The sequence below is a fragment of the Enterobacter sp. RIT637 genome, assembly GCF_019718755.1.
Classification (GTDB): domain Bacteria; phylum Pseudomonadota; class Gammaproteobacteria; order Enterobacterales; family Enterobacteriaceae; genus Enterobacter.
In genome coordinates this window covers 13,487-31,411 of record NZ_JAIHAZ010000007.1, presented here as the reverse complement: position 1 = coordinate 31,411, position 17,925 = coordinate 13,487, and the positions used below count along the sequence as shown (strand labels likewise).

Here is a 17,925-nt window from a genome sequence, read left to right as displayed (position 1 = left end):
TTTGGAGCGGGAAACGAGACTCGAACTCGCGACCCCGACCTTGGCAAGGTCGTGCTCTACCAACTGAGCTATTCCCGCTTGGGTGTTCTGGTGCTGGCGTATCCGGAGATACTTTCAAATTTTGGAGCGGGAAACGAGACTCGAACTCGCGACCCCGACCTTGGCAAGGTCGTGCTCTACCAACTGAGCTATTCCCGCAAATCTGTACTGCTTTTGTTGCTGTCGTAACGTGTAATTCTCTGTCGTTACGGGAGGCGCATTATACGAGAAATCCTTTTAGCTGCAACCCCCCTTAAAGCGATTTTTTTGAAATTCCGTTCAAATGCTTAATTAATCGGCAAGCTGCACAATTTAACGACAAAAACCCGGCTGCGCAAGGCGCCGGGTCTCAAAATCACAGCTTTATAAAGTTTTCGCGGTAGTACGCCAGCTCCGCAACCGACTCGCGAATGTCGTCCATTGCCTGGTGTGTTCCCTGCTTTTTAAAGCCATCGAGAATTTCCGGTTTCCAGCGGCGCGCCAGCTCTTTCAGGGTACTAACATCCAGATAGCGGTAGTGGAAATAGGATTCCAGCTCCGGCATGTACTTAAACAGGAAGCGACGATCCTGACCAATGCTGTTACCGCAGATAGGCGATTTGCCCGCCGGAACCCACTGTTTCAGGAATTCAATGGTTGCCAGCTCTGCTTCGCGGTCGCCCTGGGTGCTGGCCTTCACGCGCTCTACCAGCCCGCTACCGGTATGGGTACGCACGTTCCATTCATCCATCAGCGCAAGTTGATCGTCAGACTGATGTACCGCGATGGTGGGCCCTTCAGCCAGAATATTCAGGTTGGCATCGGTGACCAGCGTTGCAATTTCAATAATGCGATCGCGCTCGGGATCCAGCCCGGTCATTTCAAGATCGATCCAAATCAGGTTGTTTTCATCCGCGCTCATGTTATTTTCCACCCTTCTCGCATAACCGGCAGTAGCAGGTTAACTAGTATTAATTAGAGTGTATCATAGAGGTTTTGCCCCTTACGGGCGACCAGGAGCCAGCGCGATTGAGTAAAAATAAACTCTCCAAAGGGCAGCAGCGCCGCGTAAACGCCAACCACCAGCGCCGTCTTAAAACCACTTCGGAGAAGCCGGATTACGACGACAACCTGTTTGGTGAAGCGACAGAGGGCGTCGTGATTAGCCGTTTTGGTATGCATGCCGATGTCGAATCCGCCGACGGGGATATCCACCGTTGCAATATCCGTCGCACTATCCGTTCACTGGTAACCGGCGATCGTGTTGTCTGGCGTCCGGGTAAAGAAGCCGCTGAAGGGGTCACGGTAAAAGGCATCGTTGAAGCCGTGCATGAACGCACGTCGGTGCTGACCCGTCCTGATTTCTACGACGGTGTTAAACCCATTGCCGCCAATATTAACCAGATCGTCATCGTTTCGGCGATTTTGCCTGAGCTTTCGCTCAACATCATCGACCGTTACCTTGTCGCCTGCGAAACGCTGCAGGTTGAACCAATCATCGTATTGAACAAGATCGATCTGCTGGATGACGACGGCATGGCCTTCGTAAATGAGCAGATGGATATCTATCGCAAGATCGGCTATCGCGTTCTGATGGTTTCCAGCCACACCAAAGATGGCCTGAAGCCGTTAGAAGAAGCGCTGACCGACCGAATCAGTATCTTTGCGGGTCAATCAGGCGTAGGTAAATCGAGCCTGCTGAACAACCTTCTCGGCCTCCAGCAAGAGATCCTGACCAACGATGTGTCCAACGTTTCGGGTCTTGGCCAGCACACCACCACCGCCTCGCGTCTTTATCACTTCCCGCACGGCGGCGACGTGATTGACTCGCCGGGCGTGCGTGAGTTTGGTCTGTGGCACCTTGAGCCGGAACAAATCTTCAACGGGTTTGTCGAATTCCATGACTATTTAGGCGCTTGCAAATATCGCGACTGTAAGCACGACAACGACCCTGGCTGCGCTATCCGCGAGGCGGTTGAGAACGGTGAAATTGCGGAAACCCGCTTCGAAAACTATCACCGCATTCTTGAGAGCATGGAAGACGTAAAAACGCGTAAAAACTTTTCTGATTCTGATAACTGACAACTAAGCTAAGCATCGCTAAAATCGTCCCCTTTTTTCAGGTTCCGGCGCTTTTCCGCCGGATCAGGAACGACAAAACAATGGCCTGGAGGCTACCTTGTTAAACTCATTCAAACTTTCGCTTCAATACATTCTGCCAAAACTGTGGCTCACTCGCCTGGCGGGCTGGGGCGCGAGCAAACGAGCGGGCTGGCTGACCAAACTGGTCATCGACCTGTTCGTGAAATACTACAAGGTCGACATGAAAGAGGCGCAGAAGCCGGACACCGCCAGCTACCGCACGTTTAACGAATTCTTCGTGCGCCCGTTGCGCGATGAAGTGCGCCCGTTAAATACCGATCCTAACGTGCTGGTGATGCCCGCGGATGGCGTGATTAGCCAGCTCGGTAAAATCGAAGACGACAAAATTCTGCAGGCCAAAGGCCATAACTACACCCTGGAGGCGCTGCTGGCAGGTAACTACCTGATGGCGGATCTGTTCCGTAACGGTTCCTTCGCGACCACCTACCTGTCGCCGCGCGACTATCACCGCGTACACATGCCGTGTAACGGTATCCTGCGTGAGATGATCTACGTGCCGGGGGATCTGTTCTCCGTGAACCACCTGACCGCCCAGAACGTTCCGAACCTGTTCGCACGTAACGAGCGCGTCATCTGCCTGTTTGATACTGAATTTGGCCCAATGGCACAGATTCTGGTGGGTGCTACCATTGTAGGCAGTATCGAAACCGTCTGGGCGGGCACCATCACCCCACCGCGCGAAGGCGTGATCAAACGCTGGACCTGGCCTGCCGGTGAAGCGGAAGGCTCTGTGGCCCTGCTGAAAGGTCAGGAAATGGGCCGCTTTAAGCTGGGCTCTACCGTGATCAACCTGTTTGCACCGGGTAAAGTGAACCTGGTAGAACAGCTCGAAAGCCTGTCGGTGACCAAGCTGGGCCAGCCGCTGGCGATTTCTACCGAAACCTTCGTGACGCCGCACGCAGAACCTGCGCCGCTGCCTGAAGAAGAGATCAACGCCGAGCATGACGCCAGCCCGCTGGTTGACGACAAAAAAGACGAAGGCTAACAACAGAAGGACCGCTGACGTGCGCCCGATTATCGTTCTACTGATGGCCTGGTGCCTCAGCATGGGGGCGTACGCAGCGACAGCCCCCGACGCCAAACAGATAACCCAGGAACTGGAGCAGGCAAAAGCGGCGAAACCCGCTCAGCCAGAGACCGTCGAGTCGCTCCAGTCTGCACTGAACGCGCTTGAGGAGCGAAAAGGCTCCCTCGAGCGTGCCCAGCAATACCAGCAGGTTATCGACAACTTCCCCAAACTCTCGCAGACACTTCGCGCGCAGCTTAATAATCTGCGGGACGAACCGCGTGATGTTCCTGCGGGCTTAACCTCCGATGCGCTCAACCAGGAGATCCTCCAGGTCAGCAGCCAGCTTCTGGAAAAGAGCCGCCAGGCGCAGCAAGAACAGGAGCGCGCGCGTGAAATCGCCGACTCACTCAGCCAGCTTCCACAGCAGCAAACTGACGCCCGCCGCCAGCTTAATGAAGTTGAGCGTCGCGTAGGTACGCAAAGCGGCAACACCCCGCAGGCTCAGGCACAAAATCTAGGCCTGCAGGCAGAATCGGCTCGCCTGAAGGCCCTTGTGGATGAACTCGAGCTGGCGCAGCTTTCTGCTAACAACCGTCAGGAGCTGTCACGCATGCGCGCTGAACTGGCGCAAAAGCAGAGCGAGCAGCTTGATGCCTACCTTCAGGCCCTGCGCAATCAGCTGAACAGTCAGCGCCAGCGTGAAGCCGAACGGGCGCTGGAAAGTACAGAACTGCTCGCTGAAAACAGCGAAAACCTGCCTGCAGGTATCAACGAACAATTCAAGGTCAACCGCGAGCTTTCAGCCGCGCTAAACCAGCAGGCGCAGCGTATGGATTTGGTTGCGTCGCAGCAGCGACAGGCGACCAATCAAACGCTGCAAGTGCGCCAGGCGCTTAACACCCTGCGTGAGCAGTCCCAGTGGCTGGGGTCCTCCAACCTTCTCGGCGAAGCCTTACGCGCCCAGGTAGCCCGCCTGCCGGAAATGCCAAAGCCGCAGCAGCTTGATACCGAGATGGCGCAACTGCGCGTCCAGCGCCTGCATTTTGAAGACCTTCTCAATAAGCAGCCGCAAATCCGCCAGATCCGCCAGGCCGATGGACAACCGCTTACCGGTGAGCAAAACCGCATTCTCGAAGCCCAGTTGCGCACGCAGCGCGAACTGCTGAACTCTCTGCTGCAGGGCGGCGATACGCTGATCCTCGAACTCACCAAGCTGAAAGTGTCGAATAGCCAGCTGGAAGATGCGCTGAAAGAGGTCAACGAGGCGACGCACCGTTATCTCTTCTGGACGTCCGACGTGCGGCCAATGACCTTCTCATGGCCAATAGAGATTGTGCAGGATCTGCGCCGCCTGATTTCGCTCGATACCTTCAGTCAGTTAGGCCAGGCCAGCGTGATGATGATTACCAGTAAGGAGACCATCTTCCCGCTGCTGGGCGCGCTGATTCTGGTGGGCTTCAGCATCTACTCCCGCAGGCACTTTACGCGCTTCCTCGAACGTTCCAGCGCGCGCGTCGGGAAAGTGACGCAGGATCACTTCTGGCTGACGCTGCGTACCGTCTTCTGGTCGATTCTTGTTGCTTCACCGCTGCCGGTGCTGTGGATGACGCTGGGATACGGCCTGCGCGAGGCCTGGCCCTACCCGCTTGCGGTGGCGATTGGCGATGGCGTCACCGCCACCGTGCCCCTGCTGTGGGTCGTGATGATTTGCGCCACCTTCGCGCGACCAAACGGTCTGTTTGTCGCCCACTTTGGCTGGCCGCGCAGCCGCGTCGCGCGCGGCATGCGTTACTACCTGATGAGCATCGGTCTGATCGTGCCGCTAATCATGGCGCTGATCATGTTCGATAACCTCAATGACCGGGAGTTCTCCGGTTCGCTGGGCCGTCTCTGCTTTATCCTCATCTGCGGCGCGCTGGCAGTGGTGAAACTCAGCCTTAAACGCGCCGGCATTCCGCTGTATCTCGATAAGACGGGCAGCGGCGATAACATGCTCAACCGCATGCTGTGGAACCTGATGCTCTCCGCGCCTTTGGTGGCCATTCTGGCCGCAGCCGTGGGATATCTGGCAACCGCGCAGGCGCTGCTGGCACGTCTTGAAACCTCCGTCGCCATCTGGTTCCTGCTGCTGGTCGTCTACCATGTCATCCGCCGCGGAATGCTGATCCAGCGTCGTCGTCTGGCGTTTGACCGGGCCAAGCATCGCCGCGCCGAAATTCTGGCCCAGCGCGCACGCGGTGAAGAAGAGCCAAACCACGTCAACAGTACTGAAGGCACAACGGATGCCGACGACGTCGAAATCGATCTGGATACCATCAGTACCCAGTCATTGCGGCTGGTGCGTTCCATCCTGATGCTGGTTGCGCTGTTGTCAGTGATTTTTCTCTGGTCGGAAATACACTCGGCGTTTGGCTTCCTGGAGAACATCTCGTTGTGGGATGTGACGTCCACGGTGCAGGGCGTTGAAAGTCTGGAGCCGATAACCTTAGGTGCCGTTCTGATTGCGATTTTGGTTCTGATCATTACCACGCAGCTGATACGTAACTTCCCTGCTCTTCTGGAGCTGGCGCTGCTGCAGCACCTGGATTTAACCCCCGGCACCGGCTATGCCATTACCACCATCACCAAGTATCTGATCATGCTGTTTGGTGGGCTGGTTGGTTTCTCGATGATTGGTATTGAGTGGTCAAAACTGCAGTGGCTGGTCGCCGCCCTGACCGTGGGGCTGGGCTTTGGTCTGCAGGAGATTTTTGCCAACTTCGTTTCCGGTCTGATCATTTTGTTTGAGAAGCCGATCCGTATTGGCGATACAGTGACCATCCGCGATTTGACCGGTAGCGTCACGAAGATCAATACGCGTGCCACCACGATCAGCGACTGGGACCGTAAAGAGATCATCGTCCCGAACAAGGCGTTTATCACCGAGCAGTTTATCAACTGGTCGCTGTCAGATTCCGTTACTCGTGTGGTGCTGACCGTGCCGGCACCGTCTGATGCCAACAGCGAAGAGGTGACGCAGATCCTGTACACCGCGGCAGAGCGCTGCTCGCTGGTGATCGACAACCCGCCGCCGGAAGTATTCCTTGTGGATTTACAGCAGGGGATTCAGATCTTCGAGCTGCGTATCTACGCCGCCGAGATGGGACACCGCATGCCGTTACGCCATGAGATCCACCAGCTCATTCTGGCTGGCTTCCGCGAGCACGGGATTGATATGCCGTTCCCACCGTTCCAGATGCGTCTGGAAAGCCTCGGCGGGACTAAAACCTCAAGAACGCTGTCATCAGCGGGGCGCAAGCGCCCGGCAGGAAGTTTGTAATACTCGCCCCTCCCTTCGGGGAGGGGCGTTTTACCGCTACGCGACTTCCGCGACGTACGCCATCGAGCGACGACGATAATTTTCATAAATCCCCATCGCCAGCAGCGAGAAGAAGATCGGACCGCCAACCATCCACAGCGCGCTGTTCCAGTCACCTGCCTCAATGATGGGCTGGATCACGGTGAATATATTGGCAAACGCCACCACCAGCACCACCACCGTGGTTGCCAGCAGCGTTGTTGCGCGGGTTTTGAAAATTACGAACGGACGTTCCAGCCCCTGCTTCGCCTTAAAGAACGGGAACGCGAGCGTCAGGAACAGATACGGGAGCGTCATCGAGACGTTCGCCATCAGGGTCAGCTTGTTGTAAAACGCTGACGCCGTATCTCCACCAAACGACACCAGCAGAATGAAAACGCACACCAGCAGACACTGCATCCACATAGCGTTAGCGGGCATGCCGGTTGGATTCAACTGCGTCATGCGCGCTGGCCACAGCGCTTTTGGCGTACCCTGAATAATCGCTTTCAGCGGAGAGTAAATCAGCGTGAAGAACGCGCCCGTATACGCAAGGAACATCGACAGCCCGGTGATGCGCGCAAACCAAATGCCCATCATCGTCGACGCGTCCGGCGTCAGGTTCATCGCCTGCCCCAGCGTCATGCCCAGACTTTTCATCAGAACATAGGTGATGTTCCCGAGGTTGGTAGTGTTGTTGCTCAGTACCTGCTGCCAGTTGGTGCTGACGCCCCAGAGGAAAATCGCTAGCGAATAGCCAATGGAAATGACGATGGCGGCAAAAATAATGCCTTTCGCAAAATTCTTTTCCGGGTTCTCCGTCTTATCAACCAGGCCGCCTACGGCTTCAATACCGCCATAAGCGAAGATGGCAAATACCACGAAGGAGAGCATGGCGAGCCCGGACTGGTAGCTCGGATTTGGCGAGGAGGCAAAGTTCACCTCCTGCGCGAAATGACCACCGTTCAGGCACAGGATAGCGATGCTCGCCAGCAGCAGTACCAGATTCAATCCCATAACCGAGATCCCGCCCACAGCGGTAATCCGGGCTATTTTGTTGATGCCTTTAGACGCCACCAGCGTTACAACAACCATCCAGCAGACCGCCAGAATCCCCACCACCTGCGTAGAACTGAGGCCCGCCAGCGACCAGACCTGGGTTTTATCGGCACCGAACACAAACGTCGAGAATGGAACCCACACTTTCGCGGCCGTACTGACCATCCAGACGACGTAAGAGGAGAACCACATAAACGTGCCGATAAACGCATAGCGCGGGCCAACGCTGTTGTTCATCCACGAATAGATCCCGCCCTCTTCTTTGCGATAGGCCGATCCCATTTCCGCCATCATCAGCGCAAACGGAATGAAGAAGAATAGCGCAGAGACGATATAAAATGGCGTCGCGCTGTAGCCCATCAGGTAGAAGGCCGACGGGCTGTTGGCGAAGCCAAAGACCGAGGTAAAAATCATCAGGATGAGCCCGGTGAGGGTCATCTTTTTAAGTGACTGGGACATAGAACCATCCGAAGAGGAATTAAATTGCGCGGATGGTAGCAGAAGACCGGATGAATATTGTGTCTATAAGGGGCAAATTAAGAAAAAGACCCGTGTATAGAGAAAGTGGCAGTTTTTAATGTTGTTGTGCGGAAATGGAAAGGTTAATTGACAGGAATGGCAGGCCGGGTAAGCGCAACGCCACCCGGCATTTTATCAGGCGCGATCGACCGTAAAGGCAATCACATCGCCAAGCTGTTCTGCCCCCAGCGCCAGCATCACCAGACGGTCAACGCCCAGCGCCACACCAGAACAATCCGGCAGGCCGGCTTTTAACGCCTCCAGGAGGTTGGTATCAATCGGCTGCTGCGGCAGACCGCGCGCGGCACGCTTACGGTTATCCTGCTCAAAACGCTGCTGCTGTTCGCGCGCGTCAGTCAGTTCGTGGAAACCGTTCGCCAGCTCAATACCTTTATAATAAACCTCAAAACGTTCCGCCACGCGGTGGTCTTCGGTGCTGATCTGCGCCAGTGAAGCCTGGCTTGCCGGGAAGTGATAAACAAACGTCGGACGATCCTTGCCAATCTGCGGTTCCACGCCAAAGGTGAAAAGCAGCTGCAGCAGCGTATCGCGATCTTCCTCGGTATCCGCCACGTTGCTCAGATCCAGCTTTGCCGCCACTTCACGCAGTTGGGCCTTATCCGCTGACAGAGGATCGATTTCCAGACAACGCTGGAAAGCCTGCTGATAGGAGAGCGTTTCCGCTTCTGAGCAGTCCAGTACCTGCTGCAGCAGATCGTCCACCTCGTTCATCAGGCGATACATATCATAATGCGGGCGGTACCACTCCAGCATGGTGAATTCCGGGTTGTGGTGACGACCCATCTCTTCATTACGGAAGCTGCGGCACAGCTGATATACCGGACCGCAGCCCGCCGCCAGCAGGCGCTTCATGTGGTATTCCGGGCTGGTCATCAGATACAGATTCATACCCTGAGAATGGCCTGGGCCAACAAAACGGGTTTCAAACGGGACCAGATGAATATCCGTTACCGTTGCCTGACTCATGCACGGGGTTTCCACCTCCAGAACACCGCGGTCAGCAAAGAAGCGGCGGATCTCCGCCATTACTGCTGCGCGTTTTAACAGGTTTGGGATGGATGCGCTCGGCTGCCAGGTGGCCGTTTCGCTCATGAGTCATTCTCCGATTTTCAGACAAGGGCACGAAGTCTACTCGTAAGCTGGGGCGGAGACAAATTTTGCGCGGTAAAAGCGCCTTTTTCACTGCGAAGATAATAACGTGACGGAATACATCAATAACGATGATAAATCACCGCACTGAACAGCAAAAAAATCGAACACGTCAAATTTCCCCCACATCCATACGGTTATACTGTTTTACCCATAAAGGAGCAGTGGAATCGCTTTCGCAATTGTCCGCTCGGACAGGTGAGCTACCTTTAGTTCAACGCATTGCGGAAAAACAAAAATCTGGAGGAATGTCGTGCAAACTTTTCAAGCCGATCTTGCCGTAATAGGCGCTGGCGGAGCGGGATTACGCGCTGCAATTGCTGCAGCACAAGCTAATCCCAACGCTAAAATCGCACTGATTTCAAAAGTCTATCCCATGCGTAGCCATACGGTTGCTGCAGAAGGAGGATCCGCCGCCGTTGCGCAGGATCATGACAGCTTCGAATACCATTTCCACGACACGGTTGCAGGGGGCGACTGGCTTTGCGAGCAGGATGTCGTTGACTACTTCGTGCACCACTGTCCTACGGAAATGACCCAGCTTGAGCAGTGGGGATGTCCGTGGAGTCGACGTCCGGACGGCAGCGTCAACGTTCGCCGCTTCGGCGGAATGAAGATTGAACGCACCTGGTTCGCCGCCGATAAGACCGGCTTCCATATGCTGCACACCCTGTTCCAGACCTCCCTTCAGTTCCCGCAAATTCAACGCTTTGATGAACATTTCGTTCTCGACATTCTGGTCGATGACGGCGAGGCGCGCGGCCTGGTGGCGATGAACATGATGGAAGGCACGCTTGTCCAGATCCGCGCGAAAGCCGTGGTGATGGCAACAGGTGGTGCAGGCCGCGTTTATCGCTACAACACCAACGGCGGCATCGTCACCGGCGACGGCATGGGCATGGCGCTCAGCCACGGCGTGCCGCTGCGCGATATGGAGTTTGTGCAGTATCACCCAACCGGTCTGCCGGGCTCCGGCATTCTGATGACGGAAGGCTGCCGCGGTGAAGGCGGTATCCTGGTCAATAAAAACGGCTACCGCTATCTGCAGGATTACGGCATGGGCCCGGAAACCCCGCTCGGCGAGCCGAAGAACAAATACATGGAACTCGGTCCGCGCGACAAAGTGTCTCAGGCCTTCTGGCACGAATGGCGCAAAGGCAACACCATCTCCACGCCGCGCGGCGATGTGGTCTATCTCGACCTGCGTCACCTCGGCGAGAAGAAACTGCTGGAGCGTCTGCCGTTCATCTGCGAGCTGGCAAAAGCCTACGTGGGCGTTGACCCGGTGAAAGAGCCGATTCCGGTGCGTCCAACCGCGCACTACACCATGGGCGGTATCGAAACCGATCAGCAGTGCGAAACCCGCATCAAAGGACTGTTCGCCGTCGGCGAGTGTTCCTCTGTGGGCCTGCACGGTGCGAACCGTCTCGGGTCTAACTCGCTGGCAGAACTGGTCGTCTTTGGCCGCATGGCGGGCGAACGCGCAATGGAGCGGGCGGCTACCGCAGGTGAAGCCAACGGTGCCGCGCTGGATGCGCAGGTCGCAGACGTTGAAAAACGCCTGAAGGATCTGGTGAATCAGGAAGGTAACGAGAACTGGTCTAAGATCCGCGATGAAATGGGCCTGTCGATGGAAGAAGGCTGCGGTATCTACCGTACGCCGGAGCTGATGCAGAAAACCGTCGACAAGCTGGCAGAGCTGCAGGAGCGCTTCAAGCGCGTGCGCATCACCGACACCTCCAGCGTCTTCAACACCGACCTGCTCTACACCATCGAGCTGGGTCACGGTCTGAACGTCGCGGAATGTATGGCGCACTCCGCGCTGGCGCGTAAAGAATCGCGCGGCGCGCACCAGCGCCTTGATGAAGGCTGTACCGAACGAGATGACGTCAACTTCCTGAAACATACCCTCGCCTGGCGCGATGCGGATGGCACTACCCGTCTGGACTACAGCGACGTGAAAATCACCACGCTGCCACCGGCGAAGCGCGTTTACGGTGCAGAAGCAGAAGACGCCGAGAAGAAGGAGAAGGCGAATGGCTGAGATGCAAAAACTGAAAGTTGAAGTGGTGCGCTACAACCCGGAAGTGGACGCCGCACCGCACAGCGCTTTCTATGAAGTCCCTTATGACGAGCAAACCTCCCTGCTGGATGCGCTCGGCTATATCAAAGATAACCTGGCGCCAGACCTGAGCTACCGCTGGTCCTGCCGCATGGCCATCTGTGGCTCCTGCGGCATGATGGTCAACAAGGTGCCGAAGCTGGCCTGTAAGACCTTCCTGCGCGAGTACACCAAAGGCATTAAGGTTGAAGCCCTGGGCAACTTCCCGATTGAACGCGATCTGGTGGTCGATATGACCCACTTTATCGAAAGCCTGGAAGCCATTAAGCCGTACATCATTGGTAACCCACGCACGCCGGATCAGGGGCCAAACACCCAGACGCCGGCTCAGATGGAGAAATACCATCAGTTCTCCGGCTGCATCAACTGCGGCCTGTGCTACGCCGCCTGTCCACAGTTTGGCCTGAACAAGGAGTTCATTGGCCCGGCCGCCATTACCCTGGCGCACCGCTATAACGAAGACAGCCGTGACCACGGTAAAAAAGAACGTATGGCGCAGCTAAACAGCCAGAACGGCGTCTGGAGCTGTACCTTTGTGGGCTACTGCTCAGAAGTCTGTCCGAAGCACGTCGACCCGGCCGCCGCTATTCAGCAGGGTAAAGTGGAAAGCTCGAAAGACTTTCTTATCGCTACCCTGAAACCACGCTAAGGAGTGCATGATGACGACTAAACGCAAAGCCTATGTACGGCCAATGCCGTCCACCTGGTGGAAAAACCTGCCGTTTTATCGCTTCTATATGCTGCGTGAAGGCACGGCTGTACCGGCGGTCTGGTTCAGCCTTGAGCTGATGTACGGAGTTTTCGCCCTCAAACACGGTCCGGAAACCTGGGCCAGCTTTGTCGGTTTCCTGCAAAACCCGATCATCGTTGTGCTGAACCTGATCGTACTCGCGGCCGCGCTGCTTCATACCAAAACCTGGTTTGAACTGGCGCCAAAAGCGGCGAACATTATCGTTAAAGGCGAAAAAATGGGGCCAGAGCCGGTGATTAAAGGGCTCTGGGCAGTGACGATTCTGGTCACTGTGGTCATTCTGTTCGTCGCACTGTTCTGGTAAGGAGACACCTGTGATCAATCCAAATCCAAAACGTTCTGACGAGCCGGTCTTCTGGGGACTGTTCGGCGCAGGTGGCATGTGGAGCGCCATCATCGCGCCGGTCATTATCCTGCTGGTCGGCATTATGCTGCCGCTGGGGCTGTTCCCGGGCGATGCACTGGGCTACGAGCGCGTACTGGCCTTCGCGAGCAGTTTTATCGGCCGCGTGTTCATCTTCCTGATGATCGTCCTGCCGCTGTGGTGTGGTCTGCACCGTATTCACCATGCGATGCATGACCTGAAAATCCATGTACCGAACGGTAAATGGGTGTTCTACGGTCTGGCAACCATCCTGACCGTGGTGACGCTGATTGCGGTGGTCACCATCTGACGCTTCAGGCCCGCCATTCGGCGGGCCTTTTATTTCTGAATCTTCCCCACCAGCCACTGGGAAAACTCGCGCATTGCGGGGGTTTCTGCCCGCGATTGTAGTCGCGTCAGCCAGTAGCTGCCCAAGTCTATCTGCGTCGCAAACGGCTGCACGATACGCTCGCTGTTCAGCAAATGGCTAAACATATCGACAGGCGCGATGGCTATTCCCACGCCCGCCAGAGCGGCTTCCAGCATGGTCACGGACGAATCAAACACCATCACCCGGTGCGTCGGCGAGGGGGGATGTTCACCCGCGGCCTGCATCCATGCCGACCATTCGTCGCGCCGGTAGGAGCGCAGCAGGGTAAACTTCAGGATATCTGCCGGGCTTTTTAGGCAGGAGGCAATGTCGGGTGTACAGAGCGGAGACAGCGGCGCAGGGCAAAGGAATTCAGCATCGGTTCCATGCCACGCGCCGCCACCGTAGCGAATGGTGTAATCAAGCCCTTCAGCCGCCGGATCGACGCGATTGTTATGGGTAGAAAGTTGAAGATCAATATGCGGATAGCAGCGACGAAAGTCCGCAAGCTCAGAGAATAAAACCCCCGTGGCAAAGGTCCCTACCACACCTATTTTGAGCTTCTCCTGAGCGCGCTGGCTAGCAAAGCGATCCAGCATTCCGGCGATACGATCGAACGAATCGTTCAGCACCGGCAGTAAATTCTCGCCTTCTGTGGTCAACATCAGCCCACGGGAAACGCGAACGAACAGCTGGCAGTGCAGGTGCTGCTCCAGCGCCTTCACGTGTTGGCTAATGGCTGAATGGGTCACATTGAGCTCAATGGCAGCATGCGTAAAACTAAGATGCCTGGCGGCCGCTTCGAAAGCACGAAGCGAGTTGAGAGGGAGGTAGCTTCGTGTCATCTGTCGTTCCGTTAGAAAAATTAACAGCTAATGCTAAATTTAACCGTTTGTCAGCCACAGTCAAATCCCACAGACTACGCTCGTCTGATGGGCCCGGACACTCCCCTGAACCGCGATTATGGAAGATAACTGATGATCAAAAAATCCCTTTATTGCGCCCTGTTGCTCGGCGTTTCATGCTCCAGCCTTGCTGCGGCGATGTCAGAGAAACAGCTGGCTGACGTGGTGGAAAAAAGCATTACCCCCCTGATGAAAGCGCAGTCCATTCCGGGCATGGCGGTTGCCGTGATCTATCAGGGTCAGCCGCACTACTTTACCTTCGGTAAAGCCGATGTTGCGGCGAACAAATCTGTTACCCCGCAAACCCTGTTCGAACTGGGTTCTATCAGTAAAACTTTCACCGGCGTATTGGGTGGCGATGCCATTGCTCGCGGCGAGATTTCGCTGGACGATCCGGTAACCAAATACTGGCCTGAACTGACGGGCAAGCAGTGGCAGGGGATTCACCTGCTGGATCTGGCGACCTATACCGCAGGAGGGTTACCGCTCCAGGTGCCGGATGAGGCGACAGACAGCGCGTCGCTGCTGCACTTTTACCAGACATGGCAGCCGCAGTGGAAGCCGGGCACCACGCGACTGTATGCGAACACCAGCATCGGCCTGTTTGGCGCGCTGGCGGTTAAGCCTTCCGGCATGAGCTTTGAACAGGCCATGACTACGCGGGTCTTTAAACCGCTCGGGCTCGACCATACGTGGATCAACGTTCCGAAAGCGGAAGAGGCGCATTACGCCTGGGGATACCGTGACGGTAAAGCGGTACACGTGTCACCAGGCATGCTGGACGCCGAAGCCTATGGCGTGAAAACCAACGTGCAGGATATGGCGAGCTGGGTGATGGCCAATATGGCTCCGAATAACGTTCAGGATGCATCGCTTAAGCAAGGCATTACGCTGGCGCAGTCGCGCTACTGGCGCGTGGGGGCCATGTATCAAGGGTTAGGTTGGGAAATGCTTAACTGGCCGGTCGATGCCAAAACCGTGGTTGAAGGCAGTGACAATAAGGTCGCGCTGGCACCACAGCCTGCGAGAGAAGTGGATCCTCCGGCACCTCCGGTAAAAGCCTCATGGGTGCACAAAACCGGCTCCACCGGCGGGTTCGGCAGCTATGTGGCCTTTATCCCGGAGAAGCAGCTTGGCATCGTGATGCTGGCGAACAAGAGCTATCCGAACCCGGCACGCGTTGAGGTGGCATACCGTATCCTCGACGCGCTGCAGTAAAACATTGCCGGGTGGCGCTAACGCTTACCCGGCCTACAAAATCCACGGGATGGTCACCCGGCGAAACACACCGCACAAAAACCACATTTTCCTTGCTGTAATCTACACTTAACAGAAAACAGTAAGGAAACACCTATGCGCATTCTGCCTGTTATCGCCGCAGTGACAGCCGCGTTTTTAGTGGTTGCCTGCAGTTCCCCTACCCCACCATCCGGCGTTACCGTCGTCACGCCTTTCGATTCACAACGCTTCCTTGGAACCTGGTATGAAATCGCCCGAATGGATCATCGGTTCGAGCGCGGTTTAGAAAAAGTCACAGCACATTACAGTTCAATGGATGACGGCGGTATTCAGGTCGTTAACCGTGGTTACAACCCGGACCGGGCGATGTGGCAACAGTCGGTTGGCAAGGCGTACTTCACTGGCGACGCGAGCCGTGCCGCGTTGAAAGTCTCTTTCATCGGCCCGTTCTACGGGGGATATAACGTGATTGCACTCGACAGAGAATATCGTCACGCGTTAGTGTGCGGGCCGGATCGCGACTACCTGTGGATACTCTCCCGCACACCGACCATTTCACCTGAAATGAAACAGCAGATGCTGGACGTGGCGACCCGGCAAGGGTTTGATGTATCGAAATTAGTTTGGGTCAAACAGCCGCATTAATGCGTGCTGAGCTTCAGGCCAACGATCCCGGCAACAATCAGGGCGAGGCTGGCAATACGCGCCAGACTCGCTGACTCTCCCAGCAACAGAATGCCGGTGATGGCCGCGCCTACCGCTCCAATTCCAGTCCAGACCGCATAAGCCGTCCCAACAGGCAGGGTACGCATTGCCCATGACAGCATGACAATACTGACAATCATTGCGGTAACGGTAATGACGCTGGGCGTCAGGCGGGTAAAACCGTGGGTATATTTCAGACCAATTGCCCAAACCACTTCGAGCAAACCGGCAATGAAAAGAATAATCCAGGACATTTCAGGCTCCTTAACTTAAGTACAAGTTGGGGCCGTCCCCGGTGAAAGAAGCGCTTACGGGTCGTCCCGAAAGGCAGAGATTACGCTCAATATTTTGGATAGAGTGCGCTTTTTTTTCAATCCTTTTGTGCTGAATATGTTAAGGCAAGAAATAGCCGCAGTATGGCGCGAAGTTCAGGCATTTATCACTCATCCGACTTCTCTATGATGATGTGCTTTCTGATGGCAGGAAGCCAAACCACTAGCCGACTGCGAATCCAATATGTTCAAAATTCTTTTGATTGACCGTTGCCACTTCACCCGCACGGGTTTTGAAGCATGGCTCAATCATTCTGGTCTTTTTCCGGGTCACTTCGTCGTGACCGGGTTGAATAATCTCTTCCTCGCCAGAGAGCATATCCTCCAGTGGAAACCGACACTGGTTATCGCTGACCTACACGGTTTTCGACACGATTTTCATCATTTTCAGCAACTTTCTTCCCTGATGGTTGCCAGCGAAACGCAGCCCTTTATTTTACTCCAGTCGGGCGAAGAGCAAGGCATGACCAACTACCTGACACAATTTCCGGTATGGGCTTCACTGTTAAAAAATGCCGATCTGGAAGAGGTCGCGATGGTGATTAATGACGCGCTGACGTCATGCGCAAGCGTTGAAGTGCCGCAGATTGCGGCCCCGCTGCTGACACGTCAGGAGGAGAAAGTGCTAACGCTGTGGATGGACGGCGCGAGCAACCAGAAGATTGCCAGCCATTTAAGTATTAACGGAAAAACGGTTTATACCTACAAACGCAATATCAGGATGAAGCTGCATATGGACACGCGCTATTCACCGTTTTTATCCCTGCAGGAAGCAGAGAATTGACGGTACGGTAAGAGTAGTGCGCCGTACCGTCAGTGCGTCATTAGTTCTGAGCTTTGGTGGCTGCACCAGAAATAGCATTGCCACCATCGGAGATATCTTCCCCTACACCGCGGGTGGTATTACATGCAGTCAGTACAGAAGAAAGCACCAGAACAGAAAAGATCGCTGCAATTGTTTTCTTAACCATAATATCTTCCTTTTATAGCCAAAGTTGTTTTGTGTATAGCAACTTAAGGATAGACAAGATCCCGTCATTTGACGGCGCAGGAAGCATTTTTAAGAAAATTAGACGAAATTAGCTGGCTGCATTAGAAATGACGTGGCCAAGATCTTTGATGTCTTCACCCACGCCGCGCGCGGTGTTGCATCCAGAAAGGATTGCGCTGGTCAGCGCTAACAGAAGCAGAATTTTAACGGTACGTTTCATCATCCCTGCCTGCAAAAATCAGGCGCAGCGGGCGCTGCGCCTTCAGTCATGACGTAAATTACTTCACGCGGGACACGTATTCGCCGGAGCGGGTATCCACTTTGATCACTTCGCCAGTCTGTACGAACAGCGGAACTTTAACCACTGCGCCGGTAGACAGTTTAGCTGGCTTACCGCCGGTACCTGCGGTGTCACCTTTCAGACCTGGATCGGTTTCAACGATTTCCAGTTCTACGAAGTTTGGTGGGGTCACAGCGATAGGCTGGCCGTTCCACAGGGTCACGATGCACTCAGCCTGATCCAGCAGCCATTTAGCGCTGTCGCCTACAGCTTTCTCATCAGCAGACAGCTGTTCGAAAGTAGAGTTGTTCATGAAATGATAGAACTCACCGTCGTTGTACAGATAGGTCAGGTTCATATCAACAACATCAGCGCCTTCAGCAGAGTCAGTAGACTTGAAGGTTTTCTCAACACGGGTACCGGTCAGCAGGCGGCGCAGCTTAACGCGTGCGAATGCCTGGCCTTTACCTGGTTTAACGAATTCGCTGGCTTCAACCGCGTACGGTTCGCCGTCCATCATGATTTTAAGACCAGCACGAAAATCGTTGCTATAGTACGTTGCCATAAGGCCCTCTAAATTTGTTAACTGGT

Annotated in this window: 18 protein-coding genes and 2 tRNA genes; 10 read left to right on the top strand and 10 right to left on the bottom strand. The window is 55.2% G+C overall.

Features of this window, described 5'->3' with window-relative positions:
- Positions 1-2: 2 nt before the first annotated feature.
- The 3 genes from K5E19_RS12480 to orn all read right to left on the bottom strand — a co-directional run bounded on the left by K5E19_RS12480 (position 3) and on the right by orn (position 940).
- Positions 3-78 (bottom strand) — tRNA-Gly (locus tag K5E19_RS12480).
- A 44-nt stretch (positions 79-122) separates the two neighbouring features.
- Positions 123-198, bottom strand: a tRNA-Gly gene (locus K5E19_RS12475).
- A gap of 196 nt (positions 199-394) precedes the next feature.
- Positions 395-940 (bottom strand): oligoribonuclease, encoded by a 546-nt coding sequence (orn, locus tag K5E19_RS12470; protein WP_089600925.1) that lies wholly within the window; start codon positions 938-940, stop codon positions 395-397.
- Between the two features lie 107 nt (positions 941-1,047).
- Between orn and rsgA the strand changes: the two genes are divergently transcribed.
- From rsgA to mscM, 3 genes are all read left to right on the top strand, one after another.
- A complete protein-coding gene (gene rsgA, locus K5E19_RS12465; RefSeq protein WP_010427739.1) occupies positions 1,048-2,100 on the top strand; it encodes a small ribosomal subunit biogenesis GTPase RsgA in 1,053 nt (350 codons plus the stop codon).
- 97 nt (positions 2,101-2,197) lie between these two features.
- Positions 2,198-3,166 (top strand): archaetidylserine decarboxylase, encoded by a 969-nt coding sequence (gene asd / locus K5E19_RS12460; protein ID WP_221551475.1) that lies wholly within the window; start codon positions 2,198-2,200, stop codon positions 3,164-3,166.
- 19 nt (positions 3,167-3,185) lie between these two features.
- Entirely contained in the window at positions 3,186-6,509 is a 3,324-nt protein-coding gene (mscM, locus tag K5E19_RS12455; protein WP_221551474.1) for a miniconductance mechanosensitive channel MscM, read from the top strand.
- Positions 6,510-6,545: 36 nt separating this feature from the next.
- Here mscM and yjeM read toward each other — a convergent pair whose 3' ends face one another.
- Both yjeM and epmA read right to left on the bottom strand, forming a co-directional pair.
- On the bottom strand, positions 6,546-8,045 hold the full coding sequence (gene yjeM, locus K5E19_RS12450) for a glutamate/gamma-aminobutyrate family transporter YjeM (RefSeq protein WP_221551473.1): 1,500 nt from the start codon (positions 8,043-8,045) through the stop codon (positions 6,546-6,548).
- 195 nt (positions 8,046-8,240) lie between these two features.
- Positions 8,241-9,218: an elongation factor P--(R)-beta-lysine ligase gene (gene epmA / locus K5E19_RS12445; protein WP_010427746.1), complete on the bottom strand. Its 978-nt coding sequence runs from the start codon at positions 9,216-9,218 to the stop codon at positions 8,241-8,243.
- Positions 9,219-9,528: 310 nt separating this feature from the next.
- On the opposite strand from epmA, the gene frdA reads away from it, so the two are divergent.
- The 4 genes from frdA to frdD are packed head-to-tail and all read left to right on the top strand — an operon-like array spanning position 9,529 to position 12,822.
- On the top strand, positions 9,529-11,319 hold the full coding sequence (gene frdA, locus K5E19_RS12440; RefSeq protein WP_089600273.1) for a fumarate reductase (quinol) flavoprotein subunit: 1,791 nt from the start codon (positions 9,529-9,531) through the stop codon (positions 11,317-11,319).
- Complete coding sequence (locus K5E19_RS12435; protein WP_221551472.1) at positions 11,312-12,046, top strand: succinate dehydrogenase/fumarate reductase iron-sulfur subunit; 735 nt, start codon at positions 11,312-11,314, stop codon at positions 12,044-12,046. The genes frdA and K5E19_RS12435 overlap by 8 nt, the downstream gene beginning before the upstream one ends.
- A gap of 10 nt (positions 12,047-12,056) precedes the next feature.
- Complete coding sequence (gene frdC, locus K5E19_RS12430) at positions 12,057-12,452, top strand: fumarate reductase subunit FrdC (protein WP_010427752.1); 396 nt, start codon at positions 12,057-12,059, stop codon at positions 12,450-12,452.
- Between the two features lie 10 nt (positions 12,453-12,462).
- On the top strand, positions 12,463-12,822 hold the full coding sequence (gene frdD, locus K5E19_RS12425) for a fumarate reductase subunit FrdD (RefSeq protein WP_221551471.1): 360 nt from the start codon (positions 12,463-12,465) through the stop codon (positions 12,820-12,822).
- Between the two features lie 29 nt (positions 12,823-12,851).
- Here frdD and ampR read toward each other — a convergent pair whose 3' ends face one another.
- Positions 12,852-13,727 (bottom strand): LysR family transcriptional regulator AmpR, encoded by an 876-nt coding sequence (gene ampR, locus K5E19_RS12420; RefSeq protein WP_221551470.1) that lies wholly within the window; start codon positions 13,725-13,727, stop codon positions 12,852-12,854.
- A gap of 132 nt (positions 13,728-13,859) precedes the next feature.
- On the opposite strand from ampR, the gene blaACT reads away from it, so the two are divergent.
- Together blaACT and K5E19_RS12410 are read left to right on the top strand one after the other, a co-directional pair.
- Complete coding sequence (gene blaACT / locus K5E19_RS12415; RefSeq protein WP_221551469.1) at positions 13,860-15,005, top strand: ACT family cephalosporin-hydrolyzing class C beta-lactamase; 1,146 nt, start codon at positions 13,860-13,862, stop codon at positions 15,003-15,005.
- A 135-nt stretch (positions 15,006-15,140) separates the two neighbouring features.
- Positions 15,141-15,671, top strand: coding sequence for a lipocalin family protein (locus tag K5E19_RS12410; RefSeq protein ID WP_221551468.1), 531 nt, complete (start codon positions 15,141-15,143; stop codon positions 15,669-15,671).
- On the opposite strand, the gene sugE is transcribed toward K5E19_RS12410, so the two are convergent.
- Positions 15,668-15,985, bottom strand: a complete 318-nt coding sequence (sugE, locus tag K5E19_RS12405) for a quaternary ammonium compound efflux SMR transporter SugE (RefSeq protein WP_100165646.1) — start codon at positions 15,983-15,985, stop codon at positions 15,668-15,670. The genes K5E19_RS12410 and sugE overlap by 4 nt on opposite strands.
- A 262-nt stretch (positions 15,986-16,247) precedes the next feature.
- Here sugE and K5E19_RS12400 point away from each other — a divergent pair, with 262 nt between their 5' ends.
- Positions 16,248-16,847, top strand: a complete 600-nt coding sequence (locus K5E19_RS12400) for a LuxR C-terminal-related transcriptional regulator (protein ID WP_221551466.1) — start codon at positions 16,248-16,250, stop codon at positions 16,845-16,847.
- Positions 16,848-16,887: 40 nt separating this feature from the next.
- Here K5E19_RS12400 and ecnB read toward each other — a convergent pair whose 3' ends face one another.
- The 3 genes from ecnB to efp all read right to left on the bottom strand — a co-directional run bounded on the left by ecnB (position 16,888) and on the right by efp (position 17,899).
- Positions 16,888-17,034 (bottom strand): lipoprotein toxin entericidin B, encoded by a 147-nt coding sequence (ecnB, locus tag K5E19_RS12395; RefSeq protein WP_003855942.1) that lies wholly within the window; start codon positions 17,032-17,034, stop codon positions 16,888-16,890.
- 108 nt (positions 17,035-17,142) lie between these two features.
- Positions 17,143-17,274, bottom strand: a complete 132-nt coding sequence (locus K5E19_RS12390) for an entericidin A/B family lipoprotein (protein WP_010427765.1) — start codon at positions 17,272-17,274, stop codon at positions 17,143-17,145.
- Positions 17,275-17,332: 58 nt separating this feature from the next.
- On the bottom strand, positions 17,333-17,899 hold the full coding sequence (gene efp, locus K5E19_RS12385) for an elongation factor P (RefSeq protein WP_010427766.1): 567 nt from the start codon (positions 17,897-17,899) through the stop codon (positions 17,333-17,335).
- Positions 17,900-17,925 lie beyond the last annotated feature (26 nt).